The 25,022-nt window shown below is 65.2% G+C and carries 36 protein-coding genes, 1 pseudogene and 1 riboswitch; of the genes and pseudogenes, 19 read left to right on the top strand and 18 right to left on the bottom strand.

The window, feature by feature from the left end:
* From RT567_RS00620 to rlmN, 3 genes and pseudogenes are all read right to left on the bottom strand, one after another.
* Positions 1-360: pseudogene (locus RT567_RS00620) on the bottom strand (serine protease); the annotation flags it as partial.
* Between the two features lie 9 nt (positions 361-369).
* The gene (locus RT567_RS00615) at positions 370-813 is read right to left on the bottom strand and encodes a DUF350 domain-containing protein (protein WP_003166326.1); all 444 of its coding nucleotides are present in this window, start codon (positions 811-813) and stop codon (positions 370-372) included.
* 131 nt (positions 814-944) lie between these two features.
* On the bottom strand, positions 945-2,120 hold the full coding sequence (gene rlmN / locus RT567_RS00610; protein WP_313573603.1) for a 23S rRNA (adenine(2503)-C(2))-methyltransferase RlmN: 1,176 nt from the start codon (positions 2,118-2,120) through the stop codon (positions 945-947).
* 118 nt (positions 2,121-2,238) lie between these two features.
* Positions 2,239-2,404: riboswitch (yybP-ykoY riboswitch) on the top strand.
* A gap of 12 nt (positions 2,405-2,416) precedes the next feature.
* Here rlmN and RT567_RS00605 point away from each other — a divergent pair.
* Both RT567_RS00605 and RT567_RS00600 read left to right on the top strand, forming a co-directional pair.
* The gene (locus RT567_RS00605) at positions 2,417-3,007 is read left to right on the top strand and encodes a manganese efflux pump MntP family protein (RefSeq protein WP_313573601.1); all 591 of its coding nucleotides are present in this window, start codon (positions 2,417-2,419) and stop codon (positions 3,005-3,007) included.
* A gap of 129 nt (positions 3,008-3,136) precedes the next feature.
* The gene (locus RT567_RS00600; protein WP_313573599.1) at positions 3,137-3,349 is read left to right on the top strand and encodes a hypothetical protein; all 213 of its coding nucleotides are present in this window, start codon (positions 3,137-3,139) and stop codon (positions 3,347-3,349) included.
* A 44-nt stretch (positions 3,350-3,393) separates the two neighbouring features.
* Here RT567_RS00600 and RT567_RS00595 read toward each other — a convergent pair whose 3' ends face one another.
* On the bottom strand, positions 3,394-3,546 hold the full coding sequence (locus RT567_RS00595; protein ID WP_313573597.1) for a hypothetical protein: 153 nt from the start codon (positions 3,544-3,546) through the stop codon (positions 3,394-3,396).
* 203 nt (positions 3,547-3,749) lie between these two features.
* On the opposite strand from RT567_RS00595, the gene RT567_RS00590 reads away from it, so the two are divergent.
* Together RT567_RS00590 and RT567_RS00585 are read left to right on the top strand one after the other, a co-directional pair.
* Positions 3,750-3,989 (top strand): hypothetical protein, encoded by a 240-nt coding sequence (locus RT567_RS00590; protein ID WP_313573595.1) that lies wholly within the window; start codon positions 3,750-3,752, stop codon positions 3,987-3,989.
* 149 nt (positions 3,990-4,138) lie between these two features.
* The gene (locus tag RT567_RS00585) at positions 4,139-4,312 is read left to right on the top strand and encodes a hypothetical protein (RefSeq protein ID WP_313573593.1); all 174 of its coding nucleotides are present in this window, start codon (positions 4,139-4,141) and stop codon (positions 4,310-4,312) included.
* Here RT567_RS00585 and RT567_RS00580 read toward each other — a convergent pair.
* The gene (locus RT567_RS00580; protein WP_313573591.1) at positions 4,300-4,944 is read right to left on the bottom strand and encodes an IPTL-CTERM sorting domain-containing protein; all 645 of its coding nucleotides are present in this window, start codon (positions 4,942-4,944) and stop codon (positions 4,300-4,302) included. The genes RT567_RS00585 and RT567_RS00580 overlap by 13 nt on opposite strands.
* A gap of 111 nt (positions 4,945-5,055) precedes the next feature.
* Here RT567_RS00580 and RT567_RS00575 point away from each other — a divergent pair, with 111 nt between their 5' ends.
* The gene (locus RT567_RS00575; RefSeq protein ID WP_313573590.1) at positions 5,056-5,601 is read left to right on the top strand and encodes a hypothetical protein; all 546 of its coding nucleotides are present in this window, start codon (positions 5,056-5,058) and stop codon (positions 5,599-5,601) included.
* Positions 5,602-5,651: 50 nt separating this feature from the next.
* Here RT567_RS00575 and RT567_RS00570 read toward each other — a convergent pair whose 3' ends face one another.
* From RT567_RS00570 to RT567_RS00520, 11 genes are all read right to left on the bottom strand, one after another.
* Positions 5,652-6,830: a tyrosine-type recombinase/integrase gene (locus tag RT567_RS00570; RefSeq protein WP_313573588.1), complete on the bottom strand. Its 1,179-nt coding sequence runs from the start codon at positions 6,828-6,830 to the stop codon at positions 5,652-5,654.
* Positions 6,827-7,351, bottom strand: coding sequence for a surface-adhesin E family protein (locus RT567_RS00565; RefSeq protein WP_191001842.1), 525 nt, complete (start codon positions 7,349-7,351; stop codon positions 6,827-6,829). The genes RT567_RS00570 and RT567_RS00565 overlap by 4 nt, the downstream gene beginning before the upstream one ends.
* A 1-nt stretch (position 7,352) precedes the next feature.
* Entirely contained in the window at positions 7,353-7,679 is a 327-nt protein-coding gene (locus RT567_RS00560) for a helix-turn-helix domain-containing protein (RefSeq protein WP_313573586.1), read from the bottom strand.
* A complete protein-coding gene (locus RT567_RS00555; protein WP_313573584.1) occupies positions 7,676-7,933 on the bottom strand; it encodes a hypothetical protein in 258 nt (85 codons plus the stop codon). The genes RT567_RS00560 and RT567_RS00555 overlap by 4 nt, the downstream gene beginning before the upstream one ends.
* Entirely contained in the window at positions 7,930-8,319 is a 390-nt protein-coding gene (locus tag RT567_RS00550; protein ID WP_313573582.1) for a hypothetical protein, read from the bottom strand. Before RT567_RS00550 ends, RT567_RS00555 begins: the two co-directional genes overlap by 4 nt.
* Positions 8,320-8,431: 112 nt before the next feature.
* Positions 8,432-8,620, bottom strand: a complete 189-nt coding sequence (locus RT567_RS00545) for a hypothetical protein (RefSeq protein ID WP_313573581.1) — start codon at positions 8,618-8,620, stop codon at positions 8,432-8,434.
* Complete coding sequence (locus tag RT567_RS00540) at positions 8,620-9,771, bottom strand: DUF6551 family protein (protein ID WP_313573579.1); 1,152 nt, start codon at positions 9,769-9,771, stop codon at positions 8,620-8,622. Before RT567_RS00540 ends, RT567_RS00545 begins: the two co-directional genes overlap by 1 nt.
* Positions 9,768-9,896 (bottom strand): hypothetical protein, encoded by a 129-nt coding sequence (locus tag RT567_RS00535; protein WP_313573577.1) that lies wholly within the window; start codon positions 9,894-9,896, stop codon positions 9,768-9,770. Before RT567_RS00535 ends, RT567_RS00540 begins: the two co-directional genes overlap by 4 nt.
* A complete protein-coding gene (locus RT567_RS00530) occupies positions 9,893-10,948 on the bottom strand; it encodes a hypothetical protein (RefSeq protein WP_313573575.1) in 1,056 nt (351 codons plus the stop codon). Before RT567_RS00530 ends, RT567_RS00535 begins: the two co-directional genes overlap by 4 nt.
* Before the next feature lie 25 nt (positions 10,949-10,973).
* Positions 10,974-11,822 carry an antA/AntB antirepressor family protein gene (locus RT567_RS00525; RefSeq protein WP_313573574.1) on the bottom strand — a complete coding sequence of 283 codons (849 nt, stop codon included), beginning with the start codon at positions 11,820-11,822 and terminating at the stop codon, positions 10,974-10,976.
* Between the two features lie 73 nt (positions 11,823-11,895).
* Positions 11,896-12,537: a helix-turn-helix transcriptional regulator gene (locus RT567_RS00520; protein ID WP_313573572.1), complete on the bottom strand. Its 642-nt coding sequence runs from the start codon at positions 12,535-12,537 to the stop codon at positions 11,896-11,898.
* 114 nt (positions 12,538-12,651) lie between these two features.
* On the opposite strand from RT567_RS00520, the gene RT567_RS17215 reads away from it, so the two are divergent.
* The 7 genes from RT567_RS17215 to RT567_RS00490 all read left to right on the top strand — a co-directional run bounded on the left by RT567_RS17215 (position 12,652) and on the right by RT567_RS00490 (position 17,696).
* Complete coding sequence (locus RT567_RS17215) at positions 12,652-12,903, top strand: transcriptional regulator (RefSeq protein ID WP_409516130.1); 252 nt, start codon at positions 12,652-12,654, stop codon at positions 12,901-12,903.
* Positions 12,904-13,147: 244 nt separating this feature from the next.
* Positions 13,148-13,591, top strand: a complete 444-nt coding sequence (locus RT567_RS00515) for a hypothetical protein (RefSeq protein WP_313573570.1) — start codon at positions 13,148-13,150, stop codon at positions 13,589-13,591.
* Positions 13,588-14,595, top strand: coding sequence for a ParB N-terminal domain-containing protein (locus RT567_RS00510; protein ID WP_313573568.1), 1,008 nt, complete (start codon positions 13,588-13,590; stop codon positions 14,593-14,595). The genes RT567_RS00515 and RT567_RS00510 overlap by 4 nt, the downstream gene beginning before the upstream one ends.
* Positions 14,592-14,843 carry a hypothetical protein gene (locus RT567_RS00505; RefSeq protein ID WP_313573566.1) on the top strand — a complete coding sequence of 84 codons (252 nt, stop codon included), beginning with the start codon at positions 14,592-14,594 and terminating at the stop codon, positions 14,841-14,843. Before RT567_RS00510 ends, RT567_RS00505 begins: the two co-directional genes overlap by 4 nt.
* Positions 14,837-16,405 (top strand): DEAD/DEAH box helicase, encoded by a 1,569-nt coding sequence (locus RT567_RS00500; protein WP_313573564.1) that lies wholly within the window; start codon positions 14,837-14,839, stop codon positions 16,403-16,405. Before RT567_RS00505 ends, RT567_RS00500 begins: the two co-directional genes overlap by 7 nt.
* Positions 16,402-17,322, top strand: a complete 921-nt coding sequence (locus tag RT567_RS00495) for a toprim domain-containing protein (protein WP_313573562.1) — start codon at positions 16,402-16,404, stop codon at positions 17,320-17,322. Before RT567_RS00500 ends, RT567_RS00495 begins: the two co-directional genes overlap by 4 nt.
* The gene (locus tag RT567_RS00490; RefSeq protein ID WP_112999583.1) at positions 17,319-17,696 is read left to right on the top strand and encodes an HNH endonuclease; all 378 of its coding nucleotides are present in this window, start codon (positions 17,319-17,321) and stop codon (positions 17,694-17,696) included. The genes RT567_RS00495 and RT567_RS00490 overlap by 4 nt, the downstream gene beginning before the upstream one ends.
* 345 nt (positions 17,697-18,041) lie before the next feature.
* Here RT567_RS00490 and RT567_RS00485 read toward each other — a convergent pair whose 3' ends face one another.
* Positions 18,042-18,482 carry a hypothetical protein gene (locus RT567_RS00485; RefSeq protein WP_313573560.1) on the bottom strand — a complete coding sequence of 147 codons (441 nt, stop codon included), beginning with the start codon at positions 18,480-18,482 and terminating at the stop codon, positions 18,042-18,044.
* On the opposite strand from RT567_RS00485, the gene RT567_RS00480 reads away from it, so the two are divergent.
* Positions 18,456-19,130, top strand: coding sequence for a hypothetical protein (locus RT567_RS00480; protein WP_313573558.1), 675 nt, complete (start codon positions 18,456-18,458; stop codon positions 19,128-19,130). The two genes, RT567_RS00485 and RT567_RS00480, sit on opposite strands and share 27 nt — an antisense overlap.
* Positions 19,131-19,260: 130 nt before the next feature.
* Positions 19,261-19,482 (top strand): hypothetical protein, encoded by a 222-nt coding sequence (locus RT567_RS00475; RefSeq protein WP_313044849.1) that lies wholly within the window; start codon positions 19,261-19,263, stop codon positions 19,480-19,482.
* A gap of 111 nt (positions 19,483-19,593) precedes the next feature.
* On the opposite strand, the gene RT567_RS00470 is transcribed toward RT567_RS00475, so the two are convergent.
* A complete protein-coding gene (locus tag RT567_RS00470; protein WP_313518610.1) occupies positions 19,594-20,190 on the bottom strand; it encodes a hypothetical protein in 597 nt (198 codons plus the stop codon).
* Between the two features lie 200 nt (positions 20,191-20,390).
* On the opposite strand from RT567_RS00470, the gene RT567_RS00465 reads away from it, so the two are divergent.
* From RT567_RS00465 to RT567_RS00445, 5 genes are all read left to right on the top strand, one after another.
* Entirely contained in the window at positions 20,391-20,723 is a 333-nt protein-coding gene (locus RT567_RS00465) for an HNH endonuclease signature motif containing protein (protein WP_313573557.1), read from the top strand.
* A gap of 137 nt (positions 20,724-20,860) precedes the next feature.
* Positions 20,861-21,292: a P27 family phage terminase small subunit gene (locus tag RT567_RS00460; RefSeq protein WP_278070475.1), complete on the top strand. Its 432-nt coding sequence runs from the start codon at positions 20,861-20,863 to the stop codon at positions 21,290-21,292.
* Complete coding sequence (locus tag RT567_RS00455) at positions 21,258-23,078, top strand: terminase TerL endonuclease subunit (protein WP_313573555.1); 1,821 nt, start codon at positions 21,258-21,260, stop codon at positions 23,076-23,078. Before RT567_RS00460 ends, RT567_RS00455 begins: the two co-directional genes overlap by 35 nt.
* Positions 23,078-24,310 carry a phage portal protein gene (locus tag RT567_RS00450; RefSeq protein ID WP_313573553.1) on the top strand — a complete coding sequence of 411 codons (1,233 nt, stop codon included), beginning with the start codon at positions 23,078-23,080 and terminating at the stop codon, positions 24,308-24,310. Before RT567_RS00455 ends, RT567_RS00450 begins: the two co-directional genes overlap by 1 nt.
* 13 nt (positions 24,311-24,323) lie before the next feature.
* Positions 24,324-25,013, top strand: coding sequence for an HK97 family phage prohead protease (locus tag RT567_RS00445; protein WP_313045535.1), 690 nt, complete (start codon positions 24,324-24,326; stop codon positions 25,011-25,013).
* Positions 25,014-25,022 lie beyond the last annotated feature (9 nt).

Below are 25,022 nucleotides of genomic sequence, written 5' to 3'. Positions count from 1 at the left end.
GGTCAGCAGCACGGCCACGTCCGCCCGCGCGGCCAGGCGCACGTCGGCGGCCAGGGCGCGGGTCTTGTCGATCACCAGCGCCGGCTTGCGGCAGCCCTCGACCACATGGCGCGCCGTGATCCAGCGACCGTCCCCGGCGATGGAGAAGGCCGTGCCTGACACCGGCTCATACTCGTCCGAGGTGTCGACCGTGACGGACGGATCAAAAGGAGTGATCGGCCCCAGCAAAGGCCCCGTCGTCTCGTCGTAGTGGAAGTCGTGCGGCGCATCGGCGCGCTCGCCCCGGTTCAGGGACGCAATCAGGATCACGCCGATGACGGCGGCGTAGATGGTCCAGTCAGGAAGGTGGGGAAAGCGCAAGGCCGCCCCTCAACCCGTCAGGGCGGCCGCCAGGATCAAGGCGGTCGACAGCTTGGCCCCGGCCAGGACCACGGCGGCGGAGGTTTCGCCCTTCTCTATCCGTTGCGGCAAACCGTGCAGCAGGAAGTCGACGACGCGGAAGGCCAGCAGTTGCAGCACCACCGTCGCCACGCCCCAGATGGCGATATCGCGGATCGAGGTCGACACCGACAGGGACACCGCCAGCGGAATGGCGAGGCCGACCAGAACTCCGGAAAAGGCCACGGCGGCGGCCGGATTGCCTTGCCGGATCAGGGCGATCTCGCGCCACGGCGTCAACAGGGCATAGACCGCAGCCCCCGCCGCCAGCAGGCCGAACGTCACCGCCAGGTGCAGCATCAGAATCGGAAAGCCCGTCGCGAACGCCTGGAGTTCAGGAGTCGACAGAACGCCCGGCAACGACGAGGTCTCCATGACGACGAACCCTAGCCTCCCAGCCTAAAGGGGAACGAAACCAAAACACCCTTGCCCGAAAGCTTGGCGCTTCCGCTAGGGCGCCCGCGCCACAGTCCGCGCAAAAGCGTCCAGCCGGACGGTCGGCGGCCTCAGGCCGCGTCGGCCTCTTCGCGTTCGGCCTTGATCCGCGCCGAGGCCCTCAGCTTCTCGCTTTCGGACTTCAGCTGGCCGCAGGCGGCCAGGATGTCGCGGCCGCGCGGAGTGCGGATGGGGCTGGCGTAACCGGCCTTGTTCAGAATGGCGGCGAAGGTCTCGATCGTCTTCCAGTCCGAGCACTGATAGTCGGTGCCGGGCCAGGGGTTGAACGGGATCAGGTTGACCTTGGACGGAATGCCCTCGATCAGCTTGATCAGGGCGCGCGCCTCGGCCGGGCTGTCGTTGACGCCCTTCAGCATGACGTATTCGAAGGTCACCCGGCGCGCGTTGGACAGGCCGGGATAGGCGCGGATGGCGGCCATCAGCTGGTCCAGCGGATATTTCTTGTTCAACGGCACCAGTTGGTCGCGCAAGGGGTCGTTGGTGGCGTGCAGGCTGATCGCCAGCATGGCCGCCGTGCGCTCGCCCAGAGCGTTCAACTGCGGCACGACGCCCGAGGTCGACACGGTGATCCGACGCCGCGACAGGGCGATGCCCTCATTGTCGGAGATGATGTCGATGGCGTTGGCGACGTGGTCCAGATTGTAGAGCGGCTCGCCCATGCCCATGAAGACGATGTTCGACAGGCGACGGTCTTCCTTGGGCGAGGGCCACTCGTCCAGATCGTCGCGGGCCACCTGGACCTGGGCCACGATCTCGGCCGTGGTCAGGTTGCGGACCAGCTTCTGCGTGCCGGTGTGGCAGAAGGTGCAGTTCAGGGTGCAGCCGACCTGGGACGAGACGCACAGGGCGCCGGCCCGGCCCACGTCGGGGATGTAGACGGTCTCGATCTCGATGCCCGGCGCCGTGCGGATCAGCCATTTGCGGGTGCCGTCCTTGGACACCTGACGCTCGACGATCTCGGGGCGGGCCAAGGTGAAGGCCTCCGCCAGCTTGGCGCGCGTATCCTTGCCCACGTCGCTCATCAGATCGAAGTCGGTCACGCCGTAATGGTGGATCCACCGCCACGCCTGCGAGGCGCGCATCTTGGCCTTTTCGGGCGGGCAGATTTCAGCGTCGATCAGGGCCTGGCGCAGTTCGTCGCGCGTCAGACCGCTGAGGTTGACGGGCGTCTTGACCATGCCCTGAACGGGGGCGCTGGCGCGCGTGAGATCGAGCGAAATGCTCAAGGGCGGATGTCCTGCGGCGAAGAGTGAAGCGGCGGCGTCTAGCACAGATAGGGCGTCTTGTCGCCTTTGGCCATCTGCGGGTTGATAGACTCGGAACGAGGCGTTAGAGGGGCGGCCGTTGGGGAGTAGCTTCCGGCATATCCCAGCCGGGGTCGCGTCAACACACTTGTTCCTGTCGTCAGGAGCATGGCGCGATCAGCGGATCACCTCCGCCTAGCGAGACCAGCATGCTGCACCTGCGGGGCCGGCCCGCGCGTGGAGCGTGCTGTCATGCGTCCGGCCGAGTGTGTTTCCCCATGATGTCCCCCGTCGCCATCGCCGTCCTGTCCGTCAGCATGTCCGCCGACGCCTTCGCCGCCGCCATCGGGCGCGGCGCCCAGCACCGGCCGACCGTGTCCCAGGCCCTGCGCTCGGGCCTGGTGTTCGGCGTGATCGAGGCGATCACCCCCCTGATCGGCTTCGTCCTGGGCGTAGCGGCTGCCGGCTTCGTCGCCGCCATCGACCACTGGATCGCCTTCGGCCTGCTGGGCGCGGTCGGCGCCAAGATGATCTGGGAAGCGCTGAAGCGCGACGAAGAAGAGGTCGAGGCGGACACGGCGGGCGGGAAGGCCGCGTCACGCGGCATGCTGGCCCTGGTCGCCACCGCCGTGGGCACCTCGATCGACGCCGGCGCGGTGGGGGTCGGCCTGGCGCTGCTGGACGCCAACATCTGGCTGATCGCCGCCTGCATCGGCTTCACCACCTTCGCCTTGGCGACCTTGGGTCTGCTGGTCGGCAAGGCGGCGGGCACGCGCCTGGGCAAGATCGTCGAACTGATCGGCGGCGTCGCCCTGATCGCGCTGGGCCTGAAGATCCTGCTGGAGCATCTGGGCGTTCTGGCGGGTTGAGGTGCCGCGCGCCCTTTCCGCTTGCCCCGCGCGGCCCTCTATCGGAACGTCAGGCGGAATCGGCCGTTTCGCCGTCGCCCGGCAGTCGCCGTCCATCGCCGAAGGAGACCTCTCACGCGCTCGTCCCTCATGCTCGTCGCCGTCATCGCCGCGCCTCTGGCCCTGGCGGCCTGCGCCACCGGCCGTGACATGCCGACCTATCAGGAAGAGCTGTCCAAATTGGACGCCGACTGCGTTGCGCGCGGCGGGATTCTCACCCCCAGCGGAACGCAGACCGGTCGCCCACAGGCCGACTACCTCTGCAAGATCACCGGCGGCGCCTCGCGCATTCCGCAGACCTGACGGCTTTATGCCGCCGGGCTGAATTCAGGCGACCGTCCTCGCCGCTACAGACCTCTCGCCGGGCCATGAGGCTCGTCCGGCTCCCCGTCCTGATCACGATCCGGCGGGCGTCGCCGTTCGCTGGTGATCGCACGATCGACCCCGGTGAGAACCACGGCCAGAATGATGGCGCCAAAGGCGAAAAGAGCGAGAGGCATGCCCAGTACAATGGGTCAAAGCGCCTGAGGTTCAAACGCACATCAACGGCGCTTCTTCGACCCCCCGCCGCCGCCGCCCGCCCCATCTCGTCGGCGAACGCCAAGGACTTGAAACTGACGTCAAATTCTCGCTGGACAGCGTTCAACGATCTGGGCCATAGCACGAGGCAAGGGATGCCGATGGGCAGGTTCGAGGGGCGCAAATGCAGACGGCGGTTATCCTTCGCATATCGCGCGCGGCGTCGATGGGCGAACCTCACGTCTGGTATGAATACGCCCTGCTCGTGAACAATCAGATCGAGCGGCAATCGCCGCACATGATGGCCACCGTCGAAAGCGCTACGCGCTTCGCACGCGAGCAAGGATACGTCCCGACCGGCGACGTCATCGACATGCAGCTGGAGCCAGGCGCCACGCCCCGAACTGCACGAGCCACCGCCTGATCACGCCACTGCACGACCTGCTCAGCCGTGGCTAATCTATGATTGCCGTCCAGGCGGGCAGGCGACGTTGACCGACCGAGCGAGCGAGCGAGCAAGGCGATGAAGCTGCCTGCCGCCCCCTCCCGTCAACGTCGCAGGAGTCCAGGCGCATGAGCCGTAAACCGCCCCGCTGGCGGCCGCAGGTGATCGCCTGGCTGGGCGATATGGTGGCCGAGCCCTATGCCGACGCCGTCATGCTGGTGGCGTCCATGTTCAAGGACGGGATGCTGTTGATCCTCGGCTTTTACTTCGGGCGGAACCAGAGCGGCGATCAGGCCGCCTGACGCCGCCGATGCAACGTCAGGGCCGCGCCGCCAGCCAGCATCACGCCCAGCAGGATCATCGCCCATTCCGAGAGGGTGGGGACAGAGGCAGGGGTCGGCACGAAGGTGGCGGAGAAGGCGAGGTCATTTGGGAGGGCGGCAATCGATAAATCGCTAAGCAAAATAATCGCGTTGCCCGCCGGATAGTTGTCGCTTGCAGTATAAACGTCGCCCATTTCACCACCTATCGCCCGACGCACCGTAATCGCATAGACCTTGGCCGGTTCCAGTGCGATCGGCGTGGGGGGTGTGAAGGTGTAATCACTCGGCAATGCCGAATTGGTGATCGGTGTTGCCGGTCCTGTCCAGATCGGCGCAGGCGAAAGCGTGATGCCGGTAAGACCGTTGGCTCCGCCTGAGGTCACTTCGAATATGGCAGGGATAACGCTGAGGGATGATGTATTGAGTACGACGAAGCGGAATGACTCCAGACTCAGGTTCGCGCCGGGGGCAACTATCCGCTGACCAAAGAGCGGCTGGCTCTCCCGCACAGGGTAGGTGACGCTCGGGTTCGTCGTCGTTCCGATGGTCTGTGCGACGGCTGAGCCCCCGCCCATGATCGCTGCCAGCGCCATTGCGATACAGGCAGTCATGGCCACTGCTGAGCTTCTGAACATCATCCCATCCTTATTTGGCAATGTCGGGTAACGACATTTTGTCAATTTAGCAACCCAACCCCCGCAATCTGAACTGGAGACCCCGCCATGAGCATCATGAGCGACGACGACTTCGTGCGCCTGTTCCAGCGCACCTTTGGCCTCGATGAAGACGGCTGGTCCGGGCGAGATACAGAGGCCAAAGTCCGAGAGCTGGCGGAACTGGCCGGCGTCATCATCCCGACCATCCCTGACGCCGAGATCCCCGACGACTACTGGCCCATGCTGTCGCCATCCAGAGCGCTGATCAACCTATGTGCAGGCAGCTTCGTCCAGCGCATCGAGGCTCTGGAAGCCGAGCAAACGGAAATCGCGGCCGCCCTTGCCGAACTCGACTCAACCACCCCCGCGCCCGTCCAGTTGCACCCCAAGGCGGCCGAGAACTATGCCCGCCGGATTGAACTGCTTCAGCAAAGACTGGCGGATGCCGGCGACAGCTCCGACCCGGCCGAACGAGAAGTGATCGACAGCGTTCGCGATCTGATCCAGCGAGTGGACATCGAGCCGGTGAACAACAAGCGCGGCGCCCCCGCCAGGGTGATCTTGCACGGCGATCTGGCGCGCTTCGTGCGCCCAGAACAACACCCAACCTAAGTGGGTGTAAGGTGGTGGTTGGAGGCGGGATCGAACCGCCGACCTGTGGGTTATGAAGCCGCCGCGCGTGACCCCTTAGGCGATTGTTTCGACTTGCCCTTTTTCCCATCTCCCTTGGGGGCTCCGGGACTATTCCGGGACAGCGCCGCAAGGCCGGCTTTCACGTCGTCCTCGATCGCATGGGCGTAGACCATCGTCGACTTGATGTCGGCATGGCCCAGAAGGCGCTGCGCCAGTCGCAGGTTGCCGGTCTCCCGCAGGATCTGCATGCCGCTGTGGTGGCGCAGGTCGTGGATGCCCCGCAGGCCCTTGGCGTCCTTCAGGCCTGATCGCTTCATCGCACGGCGCATGGCGATGGCGGCGCCCGCGGGCTTGAGCGCCTTCAGTATGACTTTGCCAGCCGGGCCTCGTAGGCGACGTTCGCGATACCAGACCGTCTCCAGCTTTGCGGCCCGTGCCCGGCCGAGGCGAGCCGACAGCATGGCTGCGTCCTCGGGCAGCAGGGGGATGACGTGGTCATCATCGCCCTTCCGGTCCCGGAGACGAAGGCGGGCGCGGTTGACGTCCGCTACGTCCAAGTCGTCGAGCGAGAAGAACAGCTCAGACAGGCGGCAGCCATAGCGCGCTGCAAGCCGGATCAGATCATGCCAGTGCGGCAGCACCTCGGCCTCGATCTTCTCCAGCTCTCCCCCAACAAGCTCCTTGGGTTTCGGCTTCGGCTCCTTGAGCCTGAGTGCCTCCCAGTCGACCTCGGGCAACCGGGCGCCCCATACCTTGCGGGCACGGTTCAGGATCGGCCGAAGCGTGTCGATCATGTCCCGGTTCACCGTCGAGTTCGACGGCAGGTATTCCTTGGCGCCCTTGGCCTTCGACTTCACAATCCCCTGCCCTCGACGCTTCTCGATGGCGATGGCGAGGTGGTTCGTGGTGATGTCGCAGAGGCGCGTTCCCGCCCCGACCACGGCCATCATGCGTTCGATCCGGGCCTCTAGGCGCGCACCTCCCTTCAGCGTCGTGCCGCGCTCGGACCACCAACGGCCGGCGGCCTCGTCCAGCGTCATCTGCGATGCGTCGTCCAGTTCGCCTGTCGCGGCCTTGGTGCGGATACGTCGCTCGACCTCCTCGGCCTTGCGCTTGGTCTCCACGCCCGTCGAGCCGTGGTAGCGCCTGCCCTTGTACTGGAAGTCGTAGGCCCAGTACCGGCTGTTCTTCGGCAGATAGACGCTCACCGCCCTGACATTTCCTTGATCCAGCGGCGGACGTCGGCGTCGTTGAACAGGAACACACCTTCGCAAGCCGCCGCAGTTTGCGCCTCCCCCAACTGGCCTGGTCGATCGTAGATCCACTCAGCATGAGGGTTCTCTGCGCTCTGACTGCTTCCGGTGAGGTTATTGCCCGCGTACACAGTCATTGCCAGCGGGCGGGCCCTCCCCCCTTCGCAGTCCATTTCCCGCAGCACTAGCAGGGAGCGGCCGCTGATTTCCTCGGCTGTTTCAGCGTTGAGGGCATCCCATCTGAACCACGCTCGAACGATATTCCCCGAGCGCTTTAGGGTTTCACGTTCCATCGCCGCGACAATCCGACCGTCCGACCACACGAGCGCCGCTGGAATCGCGTCGATATGCTCGACTTGCCATTCCATGGCGTCGTCCGCAGAGGCCGGCCAAGGTGGCTGATAGCCGTTCTGAGCTGATGCAGCCGTGCCAAAAGCCAACAGTGCTGCGCCCGCAAAACCTCCAACCAACCGCATTCTAACCTCGCGCTTTCGTTCGCCGCTGGGAGAACGGCACGACCTTTGATTGGACGTGGACCGTCGGCCTCGGCTTCTCCTCGCGGACCGGGGCGTCAGCCTGCGTCAGATAACAGCGTATGTCACCCTCGGTGTAGGCGCGACGCGCGCCACGGCGGACAGCACGGATCACGCCTTCCTCGGTCAGCTCTCGCAGCGTTCCCGCGTCCATGCCCAGCAGTTTGGCAGCGGCCTGGGCGGTGATGATGCAGGCGTCGGCGAAGGCCATCTGGATGCGGCGCTCGGTAGCCGGGCCGATGGTGGCGACGGTGTCGTTGGCTACAGTCATGGCGCCCTCCCCGTTGAAAGAAAGAGACGAGCCGACGAGGGGCCGTCCCAGGTGGCGTCCTCAGCTATGCGCGTGATCAGTCTCTCAGCCAGAGAGAGTCGGTTCAGAACAATCGCGATGGCCTCGGCATCCTCAAGGCGGGCGCGGACTTCAGCTTCCGTCCTGGACTTGGTGGAGAGGGCGTCGAACCAGATCTGGATCCGCTCCAGCCGCTGGATCGCCAGGGCGAGCTTGTCGTTTGCGACGGTGGTCATTTCAGCACCTGATCGATCCAGGCGGTGACGTGAGCGGTGACGATCACTGCATCCCCGCCCGCCTCGACGCTGTTGCTGACCAGCAGGGCAATGTCTTCGTCGAAGCTCGGCTCTTCGGGTCGCAGGGCTGCGATGGCCGCGCGCGCCGCATTGATCGTCTGCTGCATCTGCAAGAGCATCCGGGGATTGGTCTCGGCGTTCTCGTAGGCGCCGTCGACGAACTCCTGCCAAGTCGGAAAGCCGGGCGCGTCTTCGGCAGCGACATCATGGATCGCTGCGCAGACCCGGTCGATCACCTCGAAGCTGGCGCGCTCTTCCAGCGTCATGAAGTCTTTGCGGTGCTCAGGCGCTTCGGGCTTTCCGCCCTTGATGACGCGAAAAGTCATGGCTTCCATCCTTGGCGGGTGTTGTGAAACTGGCCGCAGCGGCGGCAGGAGCCCCACAGCGCGCCGGGGGCGAGCGGCGGGTGGCCGAACAAGCGGCAGAGGAGGCGACGGATCATGTCGACCGCTCCACGAAGGCGAGGATCAACCGGTCGGCAAGGTGGCGCTCGCTTGTGGTGTCGTAGCCGCTGCCGACTCTGTCGGCACTGGCAAACCGGTCCAAGTCTGCGGCGAGATCATGCAAGCCATTCTCGCGGTCACCGTCGGCGAGGTCCTGGATGAGAGCTGTGAGGCGACGGCCCATTAAACAGCCCTCCTTTTCTTCCGGCACTTCCTGAACCAGACGATGCCGAGCGCCCTCCAGACCGGGATGCGGTGCGCCAGGGCATGCGTCGCAGCCTCGCGTTCGGCGGCGGACCCGAGCGACCGGATGGTGTCGGCCAGGTTGTCGTGGTCGGCATCGGCATAGTCGGCGTCGAACAGGATCATCTCTGCCGCCCGGATGGCGTTGGCCGTGACCGGTGCGGCCTCGGCCTGGACCAGCACGTCGAGAACCCGGCGCGCGCCTGCGGCGTGGCGGCGACTGATCAGGGCGCCGACGGCTGCGACGGCCATGCTGTCCCCGACCTTCCAGCGATGCGGCCGGCTGGCGTGAAGCGTCACCCCTGCCCTGCCGCAGACCTGTTCGATGGTCAGGGCGTCTTCATCGCCAGCGGCGACGGCAGCCTTGTGCAGCTGCATCTTCGTGACGCCCAGCCGGTCCATGTTCTGACCGATGAAGGCGGCGGCGCGGTCGTGGACCGTCTCTGTCTCCACGATCATGACGGGGATCTTGTCGATGTGCGGGTGCGTGGCCGCAGCGATAGCCGTGTGCTGGCCGTCGATCACCTCCATGCCGTCGTCGCCGAGGCTGCAGACGGGCGGCTTGAACTTGGTCCAGTCCCAGCCCTGCACGATGCGGCGGATGAGCTTGGTGGACCGCTCGGCCAGGTCTCGCTGATAGGCCTCGTTCACCAGTAGGTCAGTCGGGTTCACCCACTCGAAGATCGGGCCTGACGACGACGGCGTCGACGGCGTGAGACCGGCACCGTTGATGGCCGTGATCGGACGAAGGGCGTCCCCTTTCCCCCGATCTGGGGGACAGTCGGCGCCACCCTCAAACCCAGTGGCTTCGGGCTTTTCGGGCTCGAAAGCACCGTTTCCGGTGGACTTGGGCGCCAACGCTGGAGCATCCGGCAAAGGGCCTTCCGGTCCTTTGTCAGGCTCTCCCGGCCTGATCTGATCGACCGATAGGAAATCAGGGCGGTAGTCCTGGGTGGCCGTCACGGCGCTCAGGCCCGTGCGGGGGACTTCGTTCGGATCGTGGGGCGCAGCCCACGGGGTACGGCCCGGCGGCGGATCGCCGAGAAGGGCGCCGGTGGCTATGGCGCGAGCGCGGGGGCCCTGCTGTGTCATGCCGCGACCCTCAGCAGAAGTTCGCAGAAGCCCATGCTGCCGACGCCGAGGGCGCCGCCGAGGACGATAAGCTTCCAGATCGGGGCGTCGTGGTGGGCCGGGTTCGACCAGGAGCGGCGGATCACTGGCCGCCCTCCGGCTGAGTCCCGCCGTCGCCCAGGGCATCGCCCATGAAGAACTTGGCGACCAAAGGCGTGATCGGCAGGTCGAGAACCCGGATGGCGTTAGCGACAGCGGAGACGATCAGGTTCGCCGCGTCGTCGGCATCGTCGGAGGCCGCATGCTGGACGGCATGCAACTGCCCCATCGCCGCGACCAGCTGGAAGGCGACGCCGCCCTTGCTCGCTGGCGTCATGCGCAGGGCGGCGCTGGGGATGGCCAACAGGTCGTTCTCAGCCCGTGAATACGCCAGGATATCCTTGGGAGACAGAGCAGTAGGGCTGGTGTCCTTCGCGTCGAGCTCTTCAAACGTGCAGAGAGCGTCAAACATCTCGCCCGATAGGCTGCTGACCTCGCAGTCGAGGTGCTCGGGCCAGAACCAGACCGTGTTGGTCGCCTCGCCCGAAACAAGGCGGTGGTCCATGTTGAATTTCGACAGCGCGCGGGTGTCCTCGACGATGCTTTCGATCGCACTCGCATGGTCCGCTAAGGCCCGAATGTTACAGCCCCAGGCGCTATATCCACCCGGCTCATTGGCCGCCCGATAAGCCATGCTTTCGGCGTGCCGGCGCGCCTTGAGGACCAGACCCGTTGGCGCATCGCCGGGGGCGCCGTCCCCGATTTCCAGCAGTACACGACGCAGTTCGCGGGCGGATTGGCACCATGGCGCGTCCGATTCATCACCAGACCCGAACCGGGTCAGCGTCGGCCCGATCTTGGCGGCGACGCCAGCCCAGTGAGCGGCCCTGGTATCGAACAGTTCGGCGTGGGCCGCCCTGTATCGCTCGTAGATCTGCTTATTGGCGGCCTGCCGACGTTCGTACTCAGGCTCGTCGCTCTCAGCCTCGTATTCGTACTCGAATGCCCGGTCGCTCGCAGCCTCGGCTTCTTCGAACTCGGCCTGGATTGCAGCCCATGTTCTGTGCGCGACGGCCTCAGCGGCGTCCAAGGCGTTTCGGGCAGCAGTCATCGCTCCGACGGAAGACCCGCCGGTGGTTCTTTCGGTCACGGCCTGCATGGCGCGCTCCTGGATTATCGGTGGATCAGGCGGCGGCGATCAGCGGCCGGAGTTCGTCAATGATGGTGCTGGACCATCGGAGCTGTCGGCTGTTTCCAGTCCCATTGCCCCGAGCCACATCGACCATGACGCCACCGGCGGCGACGCCCTTGTCGGTCGGCTCCCAAGCGCCAGGACTGCCGGACTGGAAGCCGTGTTCGAGAAGTTTGGCGTTGATGAAGCGGGCCGACACCTCGCCCAGCCGTTCGCCGATCTCAGTAGGCGTCAAGAGGACTGTCTGCTGCGGCGCGACCAGATGCTTCAGGCCCATGACGCCCAGCACATCGACGCCGGTGAGGCGTTCGGTCAGGGCGTTGGCGCCCAAGGCCTTCTGATTGGCATCGCGGATGCCCAGCTGATCGCTCAGCGACTCGGCCCATGCCCAGGTTGACGTCAGGGTGCGGCTGCTCGGGGGACGCTTCAGCGCGGCCGCGCGGCGCGGAGCCTTGGCCTTGCGCTCGCAGTCGATGAAGTAGCGGCGGACCATTCGGCCCCGTTCGTTGTTCTCGACCATGCCCAGCTCTTTGGCCATGTCGATGGTCAGGACGTATTCGACCTGGCGCTGAGCCCGAGATTTTGCGCTCCCCGGATTTGGGGAGCTCAAACTTTCGAAGGTCTCGAAGTCAGCGCCCTTTTCGAACCCGTAAGTCCGAATGCGGTCCTTCATCCAGGTGGAGAAGTCGCGGCCGACCTCCAGGAAGGCATGGAGCGCCCGGCCATCCACGGTCTGGATGGCGACGCTGCCGACGGTCCCGGCGGTGACGGCCGGAAAGGCGGGGGTGTCAGCTACGGCAAGGGCGCGGCTGGCGGTTAAAACTGTGTCTGGGTGCGGCACGGCGCGGCTCCATCACGTGGGGTGATGAGCAACACGGTAACTCGACATCGCGTTAAGTCAACACGTATCTGTGTTAAAGTGCATGCACTGCCACAACCCGGTGGATGTCCACGGCATCATTATGGATGTCTACGTAGTGAGGGTCGTCGTGAGCTATGACGCTATTCGTCGGCGTCAGAGCGGGATCAATCGCAATCTTTATGGCCACAACGCCTTCAGCGGCCAAACTTTTCTGCCGAACAAGGCACGCATCGAAATGCCGGAGCGGCGAGTGCGGGCTTAAAAACAAAACATCGCCAAACCGAAATATCACATCCCCCATCGGACCGGTGATGTTTTTGGACAGCACGACGGCGTAGGTATCAGCCAGGGCCGCAACAAACGAGGGTGCCTCCACCATTTCGGTTAGGGCAAGTTCTTGGTTCGCCGCTAGCCGATAGGTGGAAATGAGCCTGCTATGTGTGGACGCGACACTTGCTTGAGCGCTGTGAATCAAAGCCGCCTCTTGCCGTAGGCTTACAGATCTCAGCGAGAGGAGCGATATGATCGGCGTCGTGTAGCGAGAGTGCTTAACCTCCCCCTTCTCGATCCGATCAATGGTTTGCTGGGTCGTCCCGACGGCCTCGGCTAGAGCCGCCTGCGAAAGCCGCGCGCGCTCGCGCATCGTGCGAATTTTCTGACCGATTTCTTCGGCACTTTGTTGCGTCGCATCCATTGCCTGCCTCCGAAGCCGTCCACTGCCGGCCTTAGGTGGACAGGACAAACCTGTCCAACACACCCTTGTGTGAAAGGTGTTGGTATTAACACTTGCGCGTGTTAGCGTAACCGCATGACGGTTCGCCCAAGCCCAGACATCACGAGAGGCCTCCTAAGCGAGGCGATTCAAATTTTCGGCTCTCAGTCGAAGCTGGCGGCGGCCACCGGCCGCTCTCAAAATGCTGTCTGGCATGCGCTGAAAAACGGCAGGGTATCTGCCGAGTTCGCGATGGCGATCGATGCCGCAACAGACGGTCAGGTTTCACGATCTGCGCTTCGTCCAGATGTGTACCGACCTGTTGCGAGAAAAGCGGGCGCCGCCTGATGCAGCGCGCCCCTCGCCTTCTCCCGCTGCTCCTGCGCCAGACGCCACCACTTCGGGTCGCGCGTCTCCCGCGCCGCGACGCTGCAGGCTCCGGCCGCAACTCCATGGCGGATCGCCCGCAAGATTTCTGCGGACGGCTCCGGTCCGCTGTTCGCCCTGTCCAACATTTCAACCTCCAATCCTGTGAGGCGACATTCGGCCAACGCCGGTCGCCCGTCACCTTGCATGCACAAGGCTCTTGGCAATGAACGACTTCTCCCCCGCTCTTCTGAAGGCGCACTTCGGCCAGCTGGTCGACGCTGTCGGCACGCAGGAGGCCGCTGCCGCCTTTCTCGGCGTCAGCCGTCAGCGCGTCGGCCAGTTGATCAGCACGGCGAACAACGACCTGCCGACCTGGGCGCAGGTGTGGAAGCTGGAAAAGGTGACCGGACAATCGCTGGTCTTCGGCGCGTTCGGTCGCATGACGGCGGGCGAAGAGGCCCACACCGGCGCCCTAACCGCTGCAGTCGAAAGCACCGCCACGGCGACCCGCGCCCTTCAGGCCGTCCATGCGGCCAAGGCCGATGGCGTCATCGAGCAACACGAGGTCGAGGCCGTGCGCGACGCGGCGCGAGACAACCTGGTCGCCGCCCAGCGCCAATACGACGAGAGCATGCGCTTGCGCTCGACATCGGGAGCCGATGCATGATCCAGATCGACCGCATCACGACCTTCGACCGCGTCCGTCAGGCGGATCGCAAGCAGGTTGAAGCCCTGGCGGAAAGCATCCGCGAGGTCGGGCTGCTCAACCCCATCGCGGTGGCGCCGGATGGCGAGGGCTATGCCCTGATCGCCGGGATGCACCGGCTGGAAGCTGCGCGCCTGCTCGGCTGGACCGAAATCCCGGCCACCGTGCTGGCGCTGGATCAGCATCGCAGGATCATCGCCGAGTGCGACGAAAACCTGTGCGCGCCGTCCCTGACGCCCGCCGAGCGCGCCGAGTTCACCCGTCGTCGGAAGGCGGCGTATGAGGCGCTGCACCCGGAGACGCGGGCTGATGCGCCAAAGGGCAATCAATATGCTTCTCGCCAAGTTGGCGACAAGCAACCGGCGCCCCGCTTCACCGCCGATACCGCCGCCGCCACGGGCCAATCTGAGCGGGCCGTTCAGCGCGACGCCGAGCGCGGCGAGAAGGTGTCTGACGAAGCGCTGGCGCTGATCAAGGGCACCCGCCTCGACACCGGCCGCTACCTCGACAGCATCAAGAACCTGTCGGCAGAGGATCAGGTGGCGAAGGTGGAAGCGGACCTGGCGCCGCCCTCTGAAACCGTTGAGAAACGGGGCACGACACCCCCGGCTGAGCCTGCAGAGCCCATCGACCCCGCCGAGGCCAAGGCCCGTCGAGAGATCGCCCAAATGACGGACGAGGCCAAGGCCGACGAGATCATCGCCCTACGCGCTGAAGTCGTGGACCTGCGCAAAGCGGTCAAGGAACATAAAGCCAACACCGCCAAGCTGAAGGCGCAGCTGAAGGGCCACCAGGGCGACAAGGACGACACGATCCGGTCGCAGGCGAAAGAGCTCAAGCACGCCAGCAGCGAGATGTTCCGCGCCAAGGAGGAGGCTGCGCGCGTCCTTCGCCACAACCACGTCCTGAAGAAGGAAAACGAGAAGCTCAAGGCTGAGATCGAGAACCAGGTGTTCCAGCTTTGAGCATCGTCGAACGCATCAGAGCCCTTGGCGGCGAGGTCGGAAGGGACCGCTGGAACATCAGCCTCCGCAAGGGACGGCTGGATGCGACGGCGCTCGCCTGGATCGCGAAGCACCGGGGCCAGCTGATGCGCGAGATCTGGCCTGAATACGACGCCTTCGAAGAGCGCGCCGCCATCATCGAGTACGACGGCGGGCTGCCCCGACAGGAGGCTGAGCGCGCCGCATACCGGGAGGTGTGCGGATGCTGACGTTCGTCGACGCCAGGGAGATTGCCCTGCGGCCCTATCAGGGGGCGGTGGTTGAGCGGCTGCGCGAGAAAATCCGGCAGCGCATCAAGCGTCTGATCCTGTGCGCCACGACGGGCGCGGGGAAGACGCTGATCTCGGCTTACCTGATCAAGGAGGCGGCGAAGAAGGGCAGCTATGTGCTGTTCATCGTCGACCGCGTCGCCCTGGTGGAGCAGACCAGCGCCGTCTTCGACGAATACGGCATCCCTCACGGCATCGTGCAGGGCATCCACCAACGGTGGGCGCCGCGCGAAAACGTGCAGGTCTGTTCGGCTCAGACGCTCGCCCGACGCAGCCTGCCGCGCGACCCTGACCTGATCATCGTCGATGAGGCGCACTGTCAGTTCAAGGCCACCATCGAGTTCATGAACCGCTATCCGAACGCGGTGAAGATCGGCCTGACGGCCACCCCGTTCACCAAGGGCATGGGCCAGCACTGGGACGGCATGGTCAACGCGGTTTCGACCCGTCAGTTGATCAACGACGGCTTCCTGGTCGAGCCCAAGATTTTCGTCGCCAAGAGCCCTGACGACAGCGAGCTGGGCCGCAACAGCTTCGGCGAGTTCAGTGACCAGAGCGCCGCCGACGCCGGGATCAAGATCGTCGGAGACGTGGTTCAGGAATGGATCGCCAAGACGCGCGAGCACTTCGGCGGGCCGGTGAAGACCATCGTATTTAGCCCGACAGTCGAGCATGGGCGCGAGCTGTGCGCCGCCTTCGCCGCCGCCGGGTTCAATTTCCAGCAGATCAGCTATCTCGACGACGAGGACGAGCGCATGGCGCGGATCGCCGAGTTCCGCCGCCCCGACAGCCTGATCCACGGCCTGATTTCCTGCGGCGTCCTGACCAAGGGTTTCGACGTGCCCGACGTGCGCGTCGGCATCTCGTGCAAGCCTTATCGCAAGAGCCTGTCCAGCCACATGCAGGAGATCGGCCGGGTCATGCGCTCGCATCCCGGCAAGGATGTGGCGCTCTGGCTCGATCACTCCGGCAACTTCGAGCGATTCCACCTGGACATGTACGACGTCTGGGAGAACGGCGCCGGCGAACTGGACAAGGCCGAGAAGCGGGACAGCGTCGCTCGCGAGCGCAATGAGAAGGCCCGCGAGAAGGTTGTCTGTCCGGAATGCTCGGGCGCTCTTCGCGGCACGACCTGCACGGCTTGCGGCTGGGAGAAGCCCGCGCGCTCAGGCATCCAGGCTGTCGAGGGCGAACTGCGCGAGTTCGATGCGGGCGCAATGGGCATGGAAGCACGCCCCGGCCTACGCGCCGAGTGCCTGAAGAACCCCAAGGCGGTCTACAATGCCGCCATCTGCTACAGCATCGACCAGAGCCGCCATGGCGACTGTGAGGCCGCCCGGAAGCGCGCCTGGGCGATTTGGAAGGGGATCTATCCCGGCAGCAAGCCGCCCTATCATTGGTTCAGCATGGCGCCAGTCGCGCCCGACGCTGGGGCGTATGCGCTGGCGGACCGCGAAGTTCTGCGCTTCCGCAAGCTGAACAAAACGCGGAGGGTGAAATGACCCTGTCGCTGACTGAAGCCCTACATCAGGCCTGTGCGGTGGTGGGCATCGAGCCCCCCAAACGCCGCCTCTCCCCCGGCCAGTGGGTGCGCACGGATACCAAGGGCAAGAACGGCCGGGACGACGCCGCCGTCCTGATCTTCGACGATGAGAATGGCGGCATGGTGTGGAATCACCAGACCGGCGCCAATCACCGCTTCAGCCTGGCCGGCTCTGGCCAGGTACGCCGCGATCCCGAAGCTGAACGCCGCGCGCGCCGTCGCGAGGCTGCCCGGCTGGCTGAGCAGAAGGAGGTCGAGCAGATCTGCGCGGCCATCGTGCATAGCTGCCGCCAAGACAAGCATCCGTATCTGGAGAAGAAGGGCTTCCCTGACGAATTGGGTCTGGTCTGCGACGTGCCCAGCAAGTTCTTCCCGGAGACGCCCTTCGGCGAAGCGCTGGCCAAGGCCCTCCCCGGCATCGGCCCCTTCCTGATCGTGCCTGGTCGCATCGGCGGCAAAGTGACGACCGTGCAGTTCATCACCGCCGATGGGGCGAAGAAGAACATCCTGAGGGGCGCGCAGGGCGGCGCCAGCCACCGGATAGCCTCTGGGCGCGATACGTGGGTTTGCGAGGGCATCGCCACAGCGTTGAGCGTCAGAGCGGCCCTGCGGCTCCTGGGCGTCTCAGCGACCGTTCTGAGCGCCTTCTCGGCATCCAACGTCGAGAAGGTGGCTGCGGCCATCCCTGGCGCTCGCATCGCGGCCGATCACGACGCCCCGAACGCGCATCTGGAAGGCAAGGGCGCCGGAGAGTTCTACGCACGACGCTCGGGCTGCGCCTGGGTGATGCCGCCTGCCATCGGTGACTGGAATGATCACCACCAAGAGCATGGCTTGCGGTCGGTGGCGATCCTGTTGCGGGAGGCGATAGGATGAAGAGACTGTCGTCCCGGGCCGAGCGCATTCGCATCTTCCACGAGCGCCTTAGGTCTCTCGGGTTTGCCAGCTATCGCGAATACCTCTCCAGCCCCCACTGGCAGGATGTTCGACGCCGCTTCTGGGCCAGCAAACTGGCCAAGAACAAGTGCTGCGCTGGATGCGGAGCGGGGGACGCACTGTCGCTTCACCATCGGACCTACAAGCGTATCGGTCAGGAGCGCCTGATGGATCTCGTTCTGGTCTGTCGGGACTGTCATTCGGGCATTCACGACTTTGAGGATCGCGTTGGAGCTCACCCTTGGCGCGCGACCAACAAAACGCTGCGCAAGAAGCGCAAGGCGCTCGGACTTCGTGGGAGGGACGTCATCTGATGATGCGAGCATCCCTCTCACGCTCAAAGAGAGAGGGGCCATTCCGACCGGTCGGTTTCGATGAGAGACGGCGGCGGCGGACATGGGAAGGCCCACCGTGGGGCAGGAACCTGGGCAAGCGCAGTCCTAAAGAGAGAAGCGCGGTTCCCGGCGCGTCGCAATGGCGCCGACATAGTAGCTCTCAACGAGGCGGGGGATGCGACCCCACCGCTTCGGCCCAAGGCGGCGGCCCGGCTCCGGCCAGCAAGACCACCACGGGCATGGGGACTAGCCGTCGGGGAGTAAAATCCTCGGGGGCTAGTCGTCCCATGCCCGGACAACAACCCTCTCCATCCAGCAACTACCTTACAGAAAGAGGAACAGTAGGGATGACGAACAACGCAAAAGACGATCCGCCAAATCGGAGCTTGTGACCTGATGGTCGAACGCATCTCCCTCGCTCAACAGCACGCCGTCAACGAGCAGCGGCGCATGGGGCGGACCGACCGTCAGGCTGAGAAGATCGTCGGTCTGCCGAGCGGCATCCTCTCCCGCCCTTTCATCGTAGTCGATGACCGCGACCCGCGCCCGCAGCGGGGCCCAGGCATCAGCCCCCGCACCCTTTACCGATACACCCTGTTCTGAAAGGCCCCTCCCCTCATGGGCAAAGCCACCAAACCCCGCCTGAACCCCCGTTCCAAGGGTGGCCGTCCCCGTCAGCAGGGCGAGCGCACCAAGGGCGGACGCCTGAAGCACGCTCCGAACGAACGCGTCCTGCAGATGCGGGCGATCTTCGGCGTCGACCATATCGGCCAGGCCTTCTCCCCCATCCAGATCGCGCTGAGGAACGGCTGGCTGAGCGAAGCCGACTGCCGGACCGCCGCCGAGTTCGCATCGCTTCACGCCGCCGCCGGCATGGGTCGCAGCAGCATCAGCCTGTCGGCTGGCATGGAGGTGAAGCCGGGAGCCGACACGTCGGGCGATGTGACTGCCGCGTCGTTCTTCGCCACCCTGCCGGATCGTGAGGTCGCGCAGATCTGGGACGCGGTGTTCACCGACGACGGCGGCCCCGCTCTAGGCCGAGAGGAGGCCGCAGCGCGCGCCATGAAGCGCTGGAAGGCAGCCTGCGCCGCCATGACGCCCGATCAGCGCGAGGAGGTGCACAACGTCTGCATCCTCGACAGCTTCCCGCAGTGGGTCATCCAGCGGGCGCACGGGCACATGGAGACGAGCTGGGAGCGGAAGCGTGACCTGCTGATCGCCGGTCTCCGCGCCATCCGGGCAGAGCTTCATCCGCCCAAGGCCAGGGAGCCGATCAACACCGGGGCGCGCGGCGCGCCATCCAGCGCCCCATCCCCTGTTCCGCCCCGCGTCATCGAGCACACGGTTTATGTCGATGAAGACGGCGAACCGCTTCTGGAGGTCGAGCGCGTTGTCCGTCGCCCTGCGGCTTGACAGGCGGATCAAATAGGAAGATAAGCCTAGATGCAGTTATGTCAGGGTGGCACGAAATCCTGACCGAGAGACCCCGGAGCATCAAGCGGCCGGGGTTTTTTGTATCGCGGCAATCTCGACAAAATCCGGTTTGCTGGTAGCTTTCTTTTCGATGAAAGAGGCAGTGCTGCTGCAAAGAGAGATTGACGCTCTCCGGGAAACGATCCAGCGCGACTGGGAACAGGTCGCGGAATCTGGCACGCCCGAGCAGCGTGACAACCTGCGCCGCCACCTGCGTGTCTGTATTGACGACCTCTCAGGCCTGCTGGTTCGTATGGAGAGGGAACCTGGCGCCAAGATGCGTCAGACATAGAAGAATAAGTCTTCAGCAGTTAGGCCCACCTCAGGGCTCCAATCTCCCTTTAGGGCGAGAGGACGACAGGCTTAGGGTTGGGAGTTCCCGGCCGGGCCTGCCGTCTGCTTCCTAAAACCGGGCAGCGAACGAGGAGAACGGCTCGCACAGCATTCGGAGTTCGGCTGTCGAATACAGGCCGGGAGCCGCGCGCTCGATCAGGTCAGGTGTCCACAGCCTGAAGCTTGGCTCCGTCGCCCGGATGCTCATCACCGCATCGGCCCGGAACGCCAGCAGCCTGACAGCGAGCTTTTTGGCGGCGAGGTAGTGGGGTGAGCCGCTGAACCAGTTGAGCCCTTGCGCCTCGGCTTGCTCGTCCGCGAATGCGGTAGCGAGGCCCTCTTCAAAAACTGGGGCATGCATACCGCCTGACGGAGCGAGTAGGTGGATGACCTCGTGAGCTAACTGGAAGAAGGCCTGTGATGGGTCGTCAGCTGCTGAGCGGCCAAGACGGATCGACACATTGCCCCTATTTCCCGGATACCAGAGGCTGGGCCCATCGCCGCCGAACTCGACCCCGAGAGGCGTATACGACTTGTCACGCGGGCCGTACCGCTCTTCAGCGATCGCCAACAAGTGGCCAAGCCGACTTGTCAGAGTCCAGGTCCAACCGTCCGGTAGTTCGGAGCATACGAAACCAATGGCTGAATCGTTGACCGTGACCGGCATGGGTGCCTCTTTGGGAGAGAGTGGCGCGAATGGAGGCATCGGACCACGCGGTGCCCGCAAGCCGTTGTGGCCTACCTCCGAGAACGTGATGGACGTTGTTCGCCATGCCCTCGAGAACGGTCAAGCCGTTTCGCTTGAGCAGAGTGTGAGCGGCATGGGCGACGCCGATCTCAACATCAAGATTACGGTTCGGCATCACCGTGGCCCGTCGTCCTGACCACATCGCCGCCCAGGGCACCCAACGCCTAAGGGGCCGCAGAGGCGTAGAGCAACGCAAGCGCCGCCTCGCCGCCGAGCCCCTGTGCAGGGACTGCATGGCCAAGGGGATCATCACCGCCTCGACGGTGCCCGACCACATCGAGCCCCTGAGCCAAGGCGGCCCAGACACCGACGACAACATCCGCTGCCTCTGCGCGGACTGTCACACCATCAGGACCAGAGAGCAGTTCGGCCAGCGCCAGGTCAGCCCTGTGGGCATGGACGGCCGACCCCTCGACCCGAACCACCCGTGGAACCGGCCCGATCGCGCCTGATGCGACCCGCTCGCAGGAGGGGGGGGGCACCAGAAACTCTGGAACCCGACGCTCGGACACCGGCGGCCAAGGTCCGTTCGCACCGAAATGGATTTTCAAACATAAAAGTTGGAGGCACCCCGTAGGGGTGATGCTGCATGAACGTAGTGCCGGGGACGGGCGACATCGTGCCGGAGCCGCACTGGCGCATGCTCCTGACGGATGACCTGGAGGTCGAGGCCGCTGGTGAACACTGGCGCCGGATCACCGCGGAGATGCGCGAGAGGGGCATCCTGTCGCCGTCGAACGGCCACGCGATCCAGCGGCTGGTTCTGGCCTACGTGATCTTCGATCGTTGCTCGCGTGAAGTCGCCGAGCATGGGGCTGTGTCGAAGCCGAAGCGGGGCAACCCCAAGGCCATCGCGCGGATCAGCCCACACTTCACAGCCATGCGGGAGGCCGGGTCGGACGCCGAGCGTCTGGAAGCAGAGCTGGGCCTGTCGCCGCGCCGCCGGGCCGCTGCCGCGAAGGTCGAGAAGAAGGCGAGGACCGCTCGTGCCTCCGACGCGTATCTCACAGTCGCCAAGTGACCCGACGAGCCGGTGGGCTGCTGATGTCGTCGCCGGCCGGATCGTTTCAGGGGAACTGGCCCAACAAGCCGCCGAGCGTCACCTTCGCGACCTGAAGGACGGGGCGAAGCGCGGTCTCTACTTCGACGAGGCCGCAGCGGCCCGAGCCCTGGGCTTCTTCCCGGCGGTGCTGTCGATCACAGCGGGCGCGATGGAGGGCAAGCCCTTCACGCTGCTGCCTTGGCACCAGTTCACGGTCGGGTCGCTGTTCGGCTGGAAGATGCAGAGCGGCCGGCTTCGGTTCCGGCAAGCTTGGCTGGAGACGGGAAAGGGTCAGGCCAAGTCGCCACTGATGGCCGGCATCGGCCTCTACCTGATGGGCTGGCACGGGGTGAAGCGCTCCGAGGTCTATGCGATCGGGCAGGATCGGGCGACGGCCAACGTGCTGTTCAAGGACGGCGTGGCCATGTGCCGGGCCAACATCCCGGACACGCCGGAGGATGAAACCGACAGTCTCGTCAGCCGGGGCGAGGCGATCATCCGAGGCGAAGGCGACAACGCCTGGAAGATCGAGCACCCGGATACCGGATCAAAGTTTCAGTCGCTGGCGAACGGCGAGGCGATCTCGGGCCCCAGGCCGACGGCGGTGCTGGCCGACGAGATCCACGAGTTCAAGTCGGGCGCTTCGATCGAGACCTGGCAGCGCGCCATCGCGAAAATGCCGGGCGACGCCATGATGCTGTTGGGGACCAACACCCCGGCGACGACGCAGATTGTGGGCACGGCCTACAGCGACTTCTTCCAGAAGGTGCTCAAGGGCGACGTGAAGGATGACGAGGCATTCGCCTTCATCGCTCGCGTCGACAAGGCGGATCGGGAGACGATCTTCGACAACGAGGCGGCGTGGGTGAAGTCGCTGCCCGCTCTCGGCATCACCTTCCCGGTCGAGAACATCCGCGGCGAGGTGAACACGGCGAAGGTGCGGCTTTCGACGGCTATGTCGGTGCGGCGCCTCTACTTCGGCATCCCGACCGGCGCCGTCGACTTCTGGATCGATGAGGCGGCCTGGGCGGCGGTCCAGGGCGAGGTGAACCCGGACGACTTCAGGGGCTGCCCCTGCTGGCTATCGCTGGACCTGTCGAAGAAGAACGACCTGACCGCCCTGACGGCGATCTGGCTGAAGGACGGGAAGCTCTACGCCAAGACCTGGTACTGGACGACACGGGACGGACTGGCGGATCGGGCCAAGGAAGACGGCGCGCCCTACGAAGAGTGGGTTGAGGCTGGCCATCTGACAGCCGTGCCGGGCGCGGTGATCGACAAGACCTTCGCGGCCGCCGAAGTCGCCCAGCTCGTCGCCGAGCACGACGTACAGTTCCTGGCCTTCGACCCGGCCGGCATCGCGGACTTCATCGACGCCTGCGACGACATCGGCTTGCCGGTGTGGCGCTGGAAGGGGCCGGACGAGCCGGAGGGCGAGGGCCTGAAACTGATCGCGCACGGCCAGGGCAAGAGGGTCGTGTTTGAGGATCGACAGCTCTGCATGCCTCGGTCGGTCGAGCGTCTTGAGGACGCGATCCTGACCAAGGCCATCACGGTGGACGCGTCCCCTGTGACCTACATGTGCGCGGCGAACGCGGCGCTGGACCACGACGGACAGAACAACCGGGCCTTCGACAAGAAGCGCTCACGCGGCCGGATCGACGGCCTTGTCACCTTGGCGATGGCGACCGGCGCCGCGCTCTATGCCGAGAAGAAGGAGGCGGGATGGAACGACTACCTCGCCAGCCTGGGGGTGCCGGCTTGATGCTTCGGGCGCTCTGGCCGTTCAGCGCCAAGGGCGACACGCGTGAAAGGTTGTCGCTGACTGAGCAACGCAGCCGCGTCGGCGACATCGACGCGGGCGTGCCGGTCAACGAGACGACGGTGCTGAACCTCTCGGCGGCGTGGGCCTGCGTCAACCTGCTGGCAGGTACGATCGCCTCGCTGCCGTTGATGGTCTACCGCACCGACGCCAAGGGCGACCGGACCGTGGCCAAGGACCATCCGCTGTATCGGGTTCTTCACGACAGTCCGAACCTGGATCAGACCGCCATGGACTTCTTCGAGGGCGGGGTGGCCGCTCTCGAACTGCGGGGCAACATGCATGCCCGGATCGGCAGGCTGGGCGACCGGATCGTCAGCCTGTCACCCATCGCTAGGCCGTCGGTCCGTCGGACATCATCTGGCACGCTGCGTTACACCTGGAGCGAGGACGGCAAGCATTACGACGAGCCCGCCGAGAATATCCTGCACGTGCGGGGCTTCGGCGGATCTCCGCTCGGTGGGCTGTCGACCATCGCCTTTGGCCGGCAGGTCTTCGGGGTCTCTTCAGCTGCGAACCTGAGCGCGGCCCGGACCTTCAGAAACGGAGCCCGCCCCGGCATCATCCTATCCTTCAAGGAGTGGCTGAAGAAGGAACAGCGCGACCCGCTCGAGCAGGCGCTGGAGGACAAGTTCACCGGCGCCATCAACGACGGGCGGCCCTTCATCGCGGAAGGCGGCACGACGGTTCAGACGCTCGGCTTCTCGCCGGAAGACACACAGCTGCTGGCGTCGCGAGGCTTCGGCGTTGAAGAGGTCTGCCGCTTCTTTGGCGTGCCGCCGCACATGGTCGGCCACACCGAGAAATCCACCTCCTGGGGGACGGGCCTGAAGGATCAGACCGAAGGCTTCGTGAAGTTCGCCCTGCGCAAGCGCCTGAAGCGCATCGAGCAGGCCATTATGAAGCAGCTGCTCACCCCGGCGGACCGCGCGGCGGGTATCGTGGTCGAGTTCAACCTAGAGGGTCTTCTCCGGGGCGACAGCGAGGGTCGCGCGGCCTTCTATGAGTCTGGCTTGCGCAACGGCTGGACCACCATCAACGAGGTGCGCCGTCGCGAGGGGCTGCCGCCGGTGGAAGGCGGCGATGTCCCGCGCATGCAGATGCAGAACGTCCCCATCACCATGCAGATGCCCGGCAAGCCGATTGGCGACATGCCGGCGCTGACGGCCGAGTAGGAGGCCTCCCTAGATGCAGACCAAGGACTTCGAGCTCGACCTCAAGGAGGTCGGGGATGACGGCACGTTCGCCGGATACGGCTCGATCTTCGGCAACGCCGACAGCTACGGCGAGATCGTCGAGCCCGGCGCGTTCGCCGCCAGCCTGCGCGCGCACGCCAAGGCCAAGACCATGCCGATGATGCTGTGGCAGCACGACACCTGGCAGCCCATTGGCGTCTGGACGCTGATGGAAGAAGACCAGCGCGGCCTCCGTTGCGAAGGGCGTCTGCTCCTTGGCGTGAAGCAAGCCGACGAAGCCCACATCATGCTGAAGGCGGGCGCCATTCGCGGCCTGTCGATCGGTTACCGCGAACTGGCCGCCGAGCCTGACGGCAACAACCGGCGCCTGAAAAAGCTGGACCTGCGCGAGGTCAGCATCGTGTCGTTCCCGGCGAACGACAAGGCGACGGTCACGTCTGTGAAGGCAGAGCGCGCCGCCGATTTCGTGCGGCGACTGCGCGACGGCGAGCCGCCCAGCACCAAAGAGTTCGAGGACATCCTGGGTGATCTAGGGGTCCCGAAAGCCCTGCGGGCAGGCATCGCCTCCCACGGGTACGCCAAGGCCATCCGGAGTGAGTCCGGGGGCATCGATCCAGCCGTCAAATCAGCCATGACCGACCTGCGGGCGGCGCTGGACGGCTTCCTCAACCCCCGGACCTGATGGAGACCC

Source organism: Brevundimonas sp. (assembly GCF_032107865.1).
Taxonomy (GTDB): domain Bacteria; phylum Pseudomonadota; class Alphaproteobacteria; order Caulobacterales; family Caulobacteraceae; genus Brevundimonas.
The sequence above is the reverse complement of the archived record's forward strand: the minus strand, read 5'-3'. Positions and strand labels throughout refer to the sequence as shown.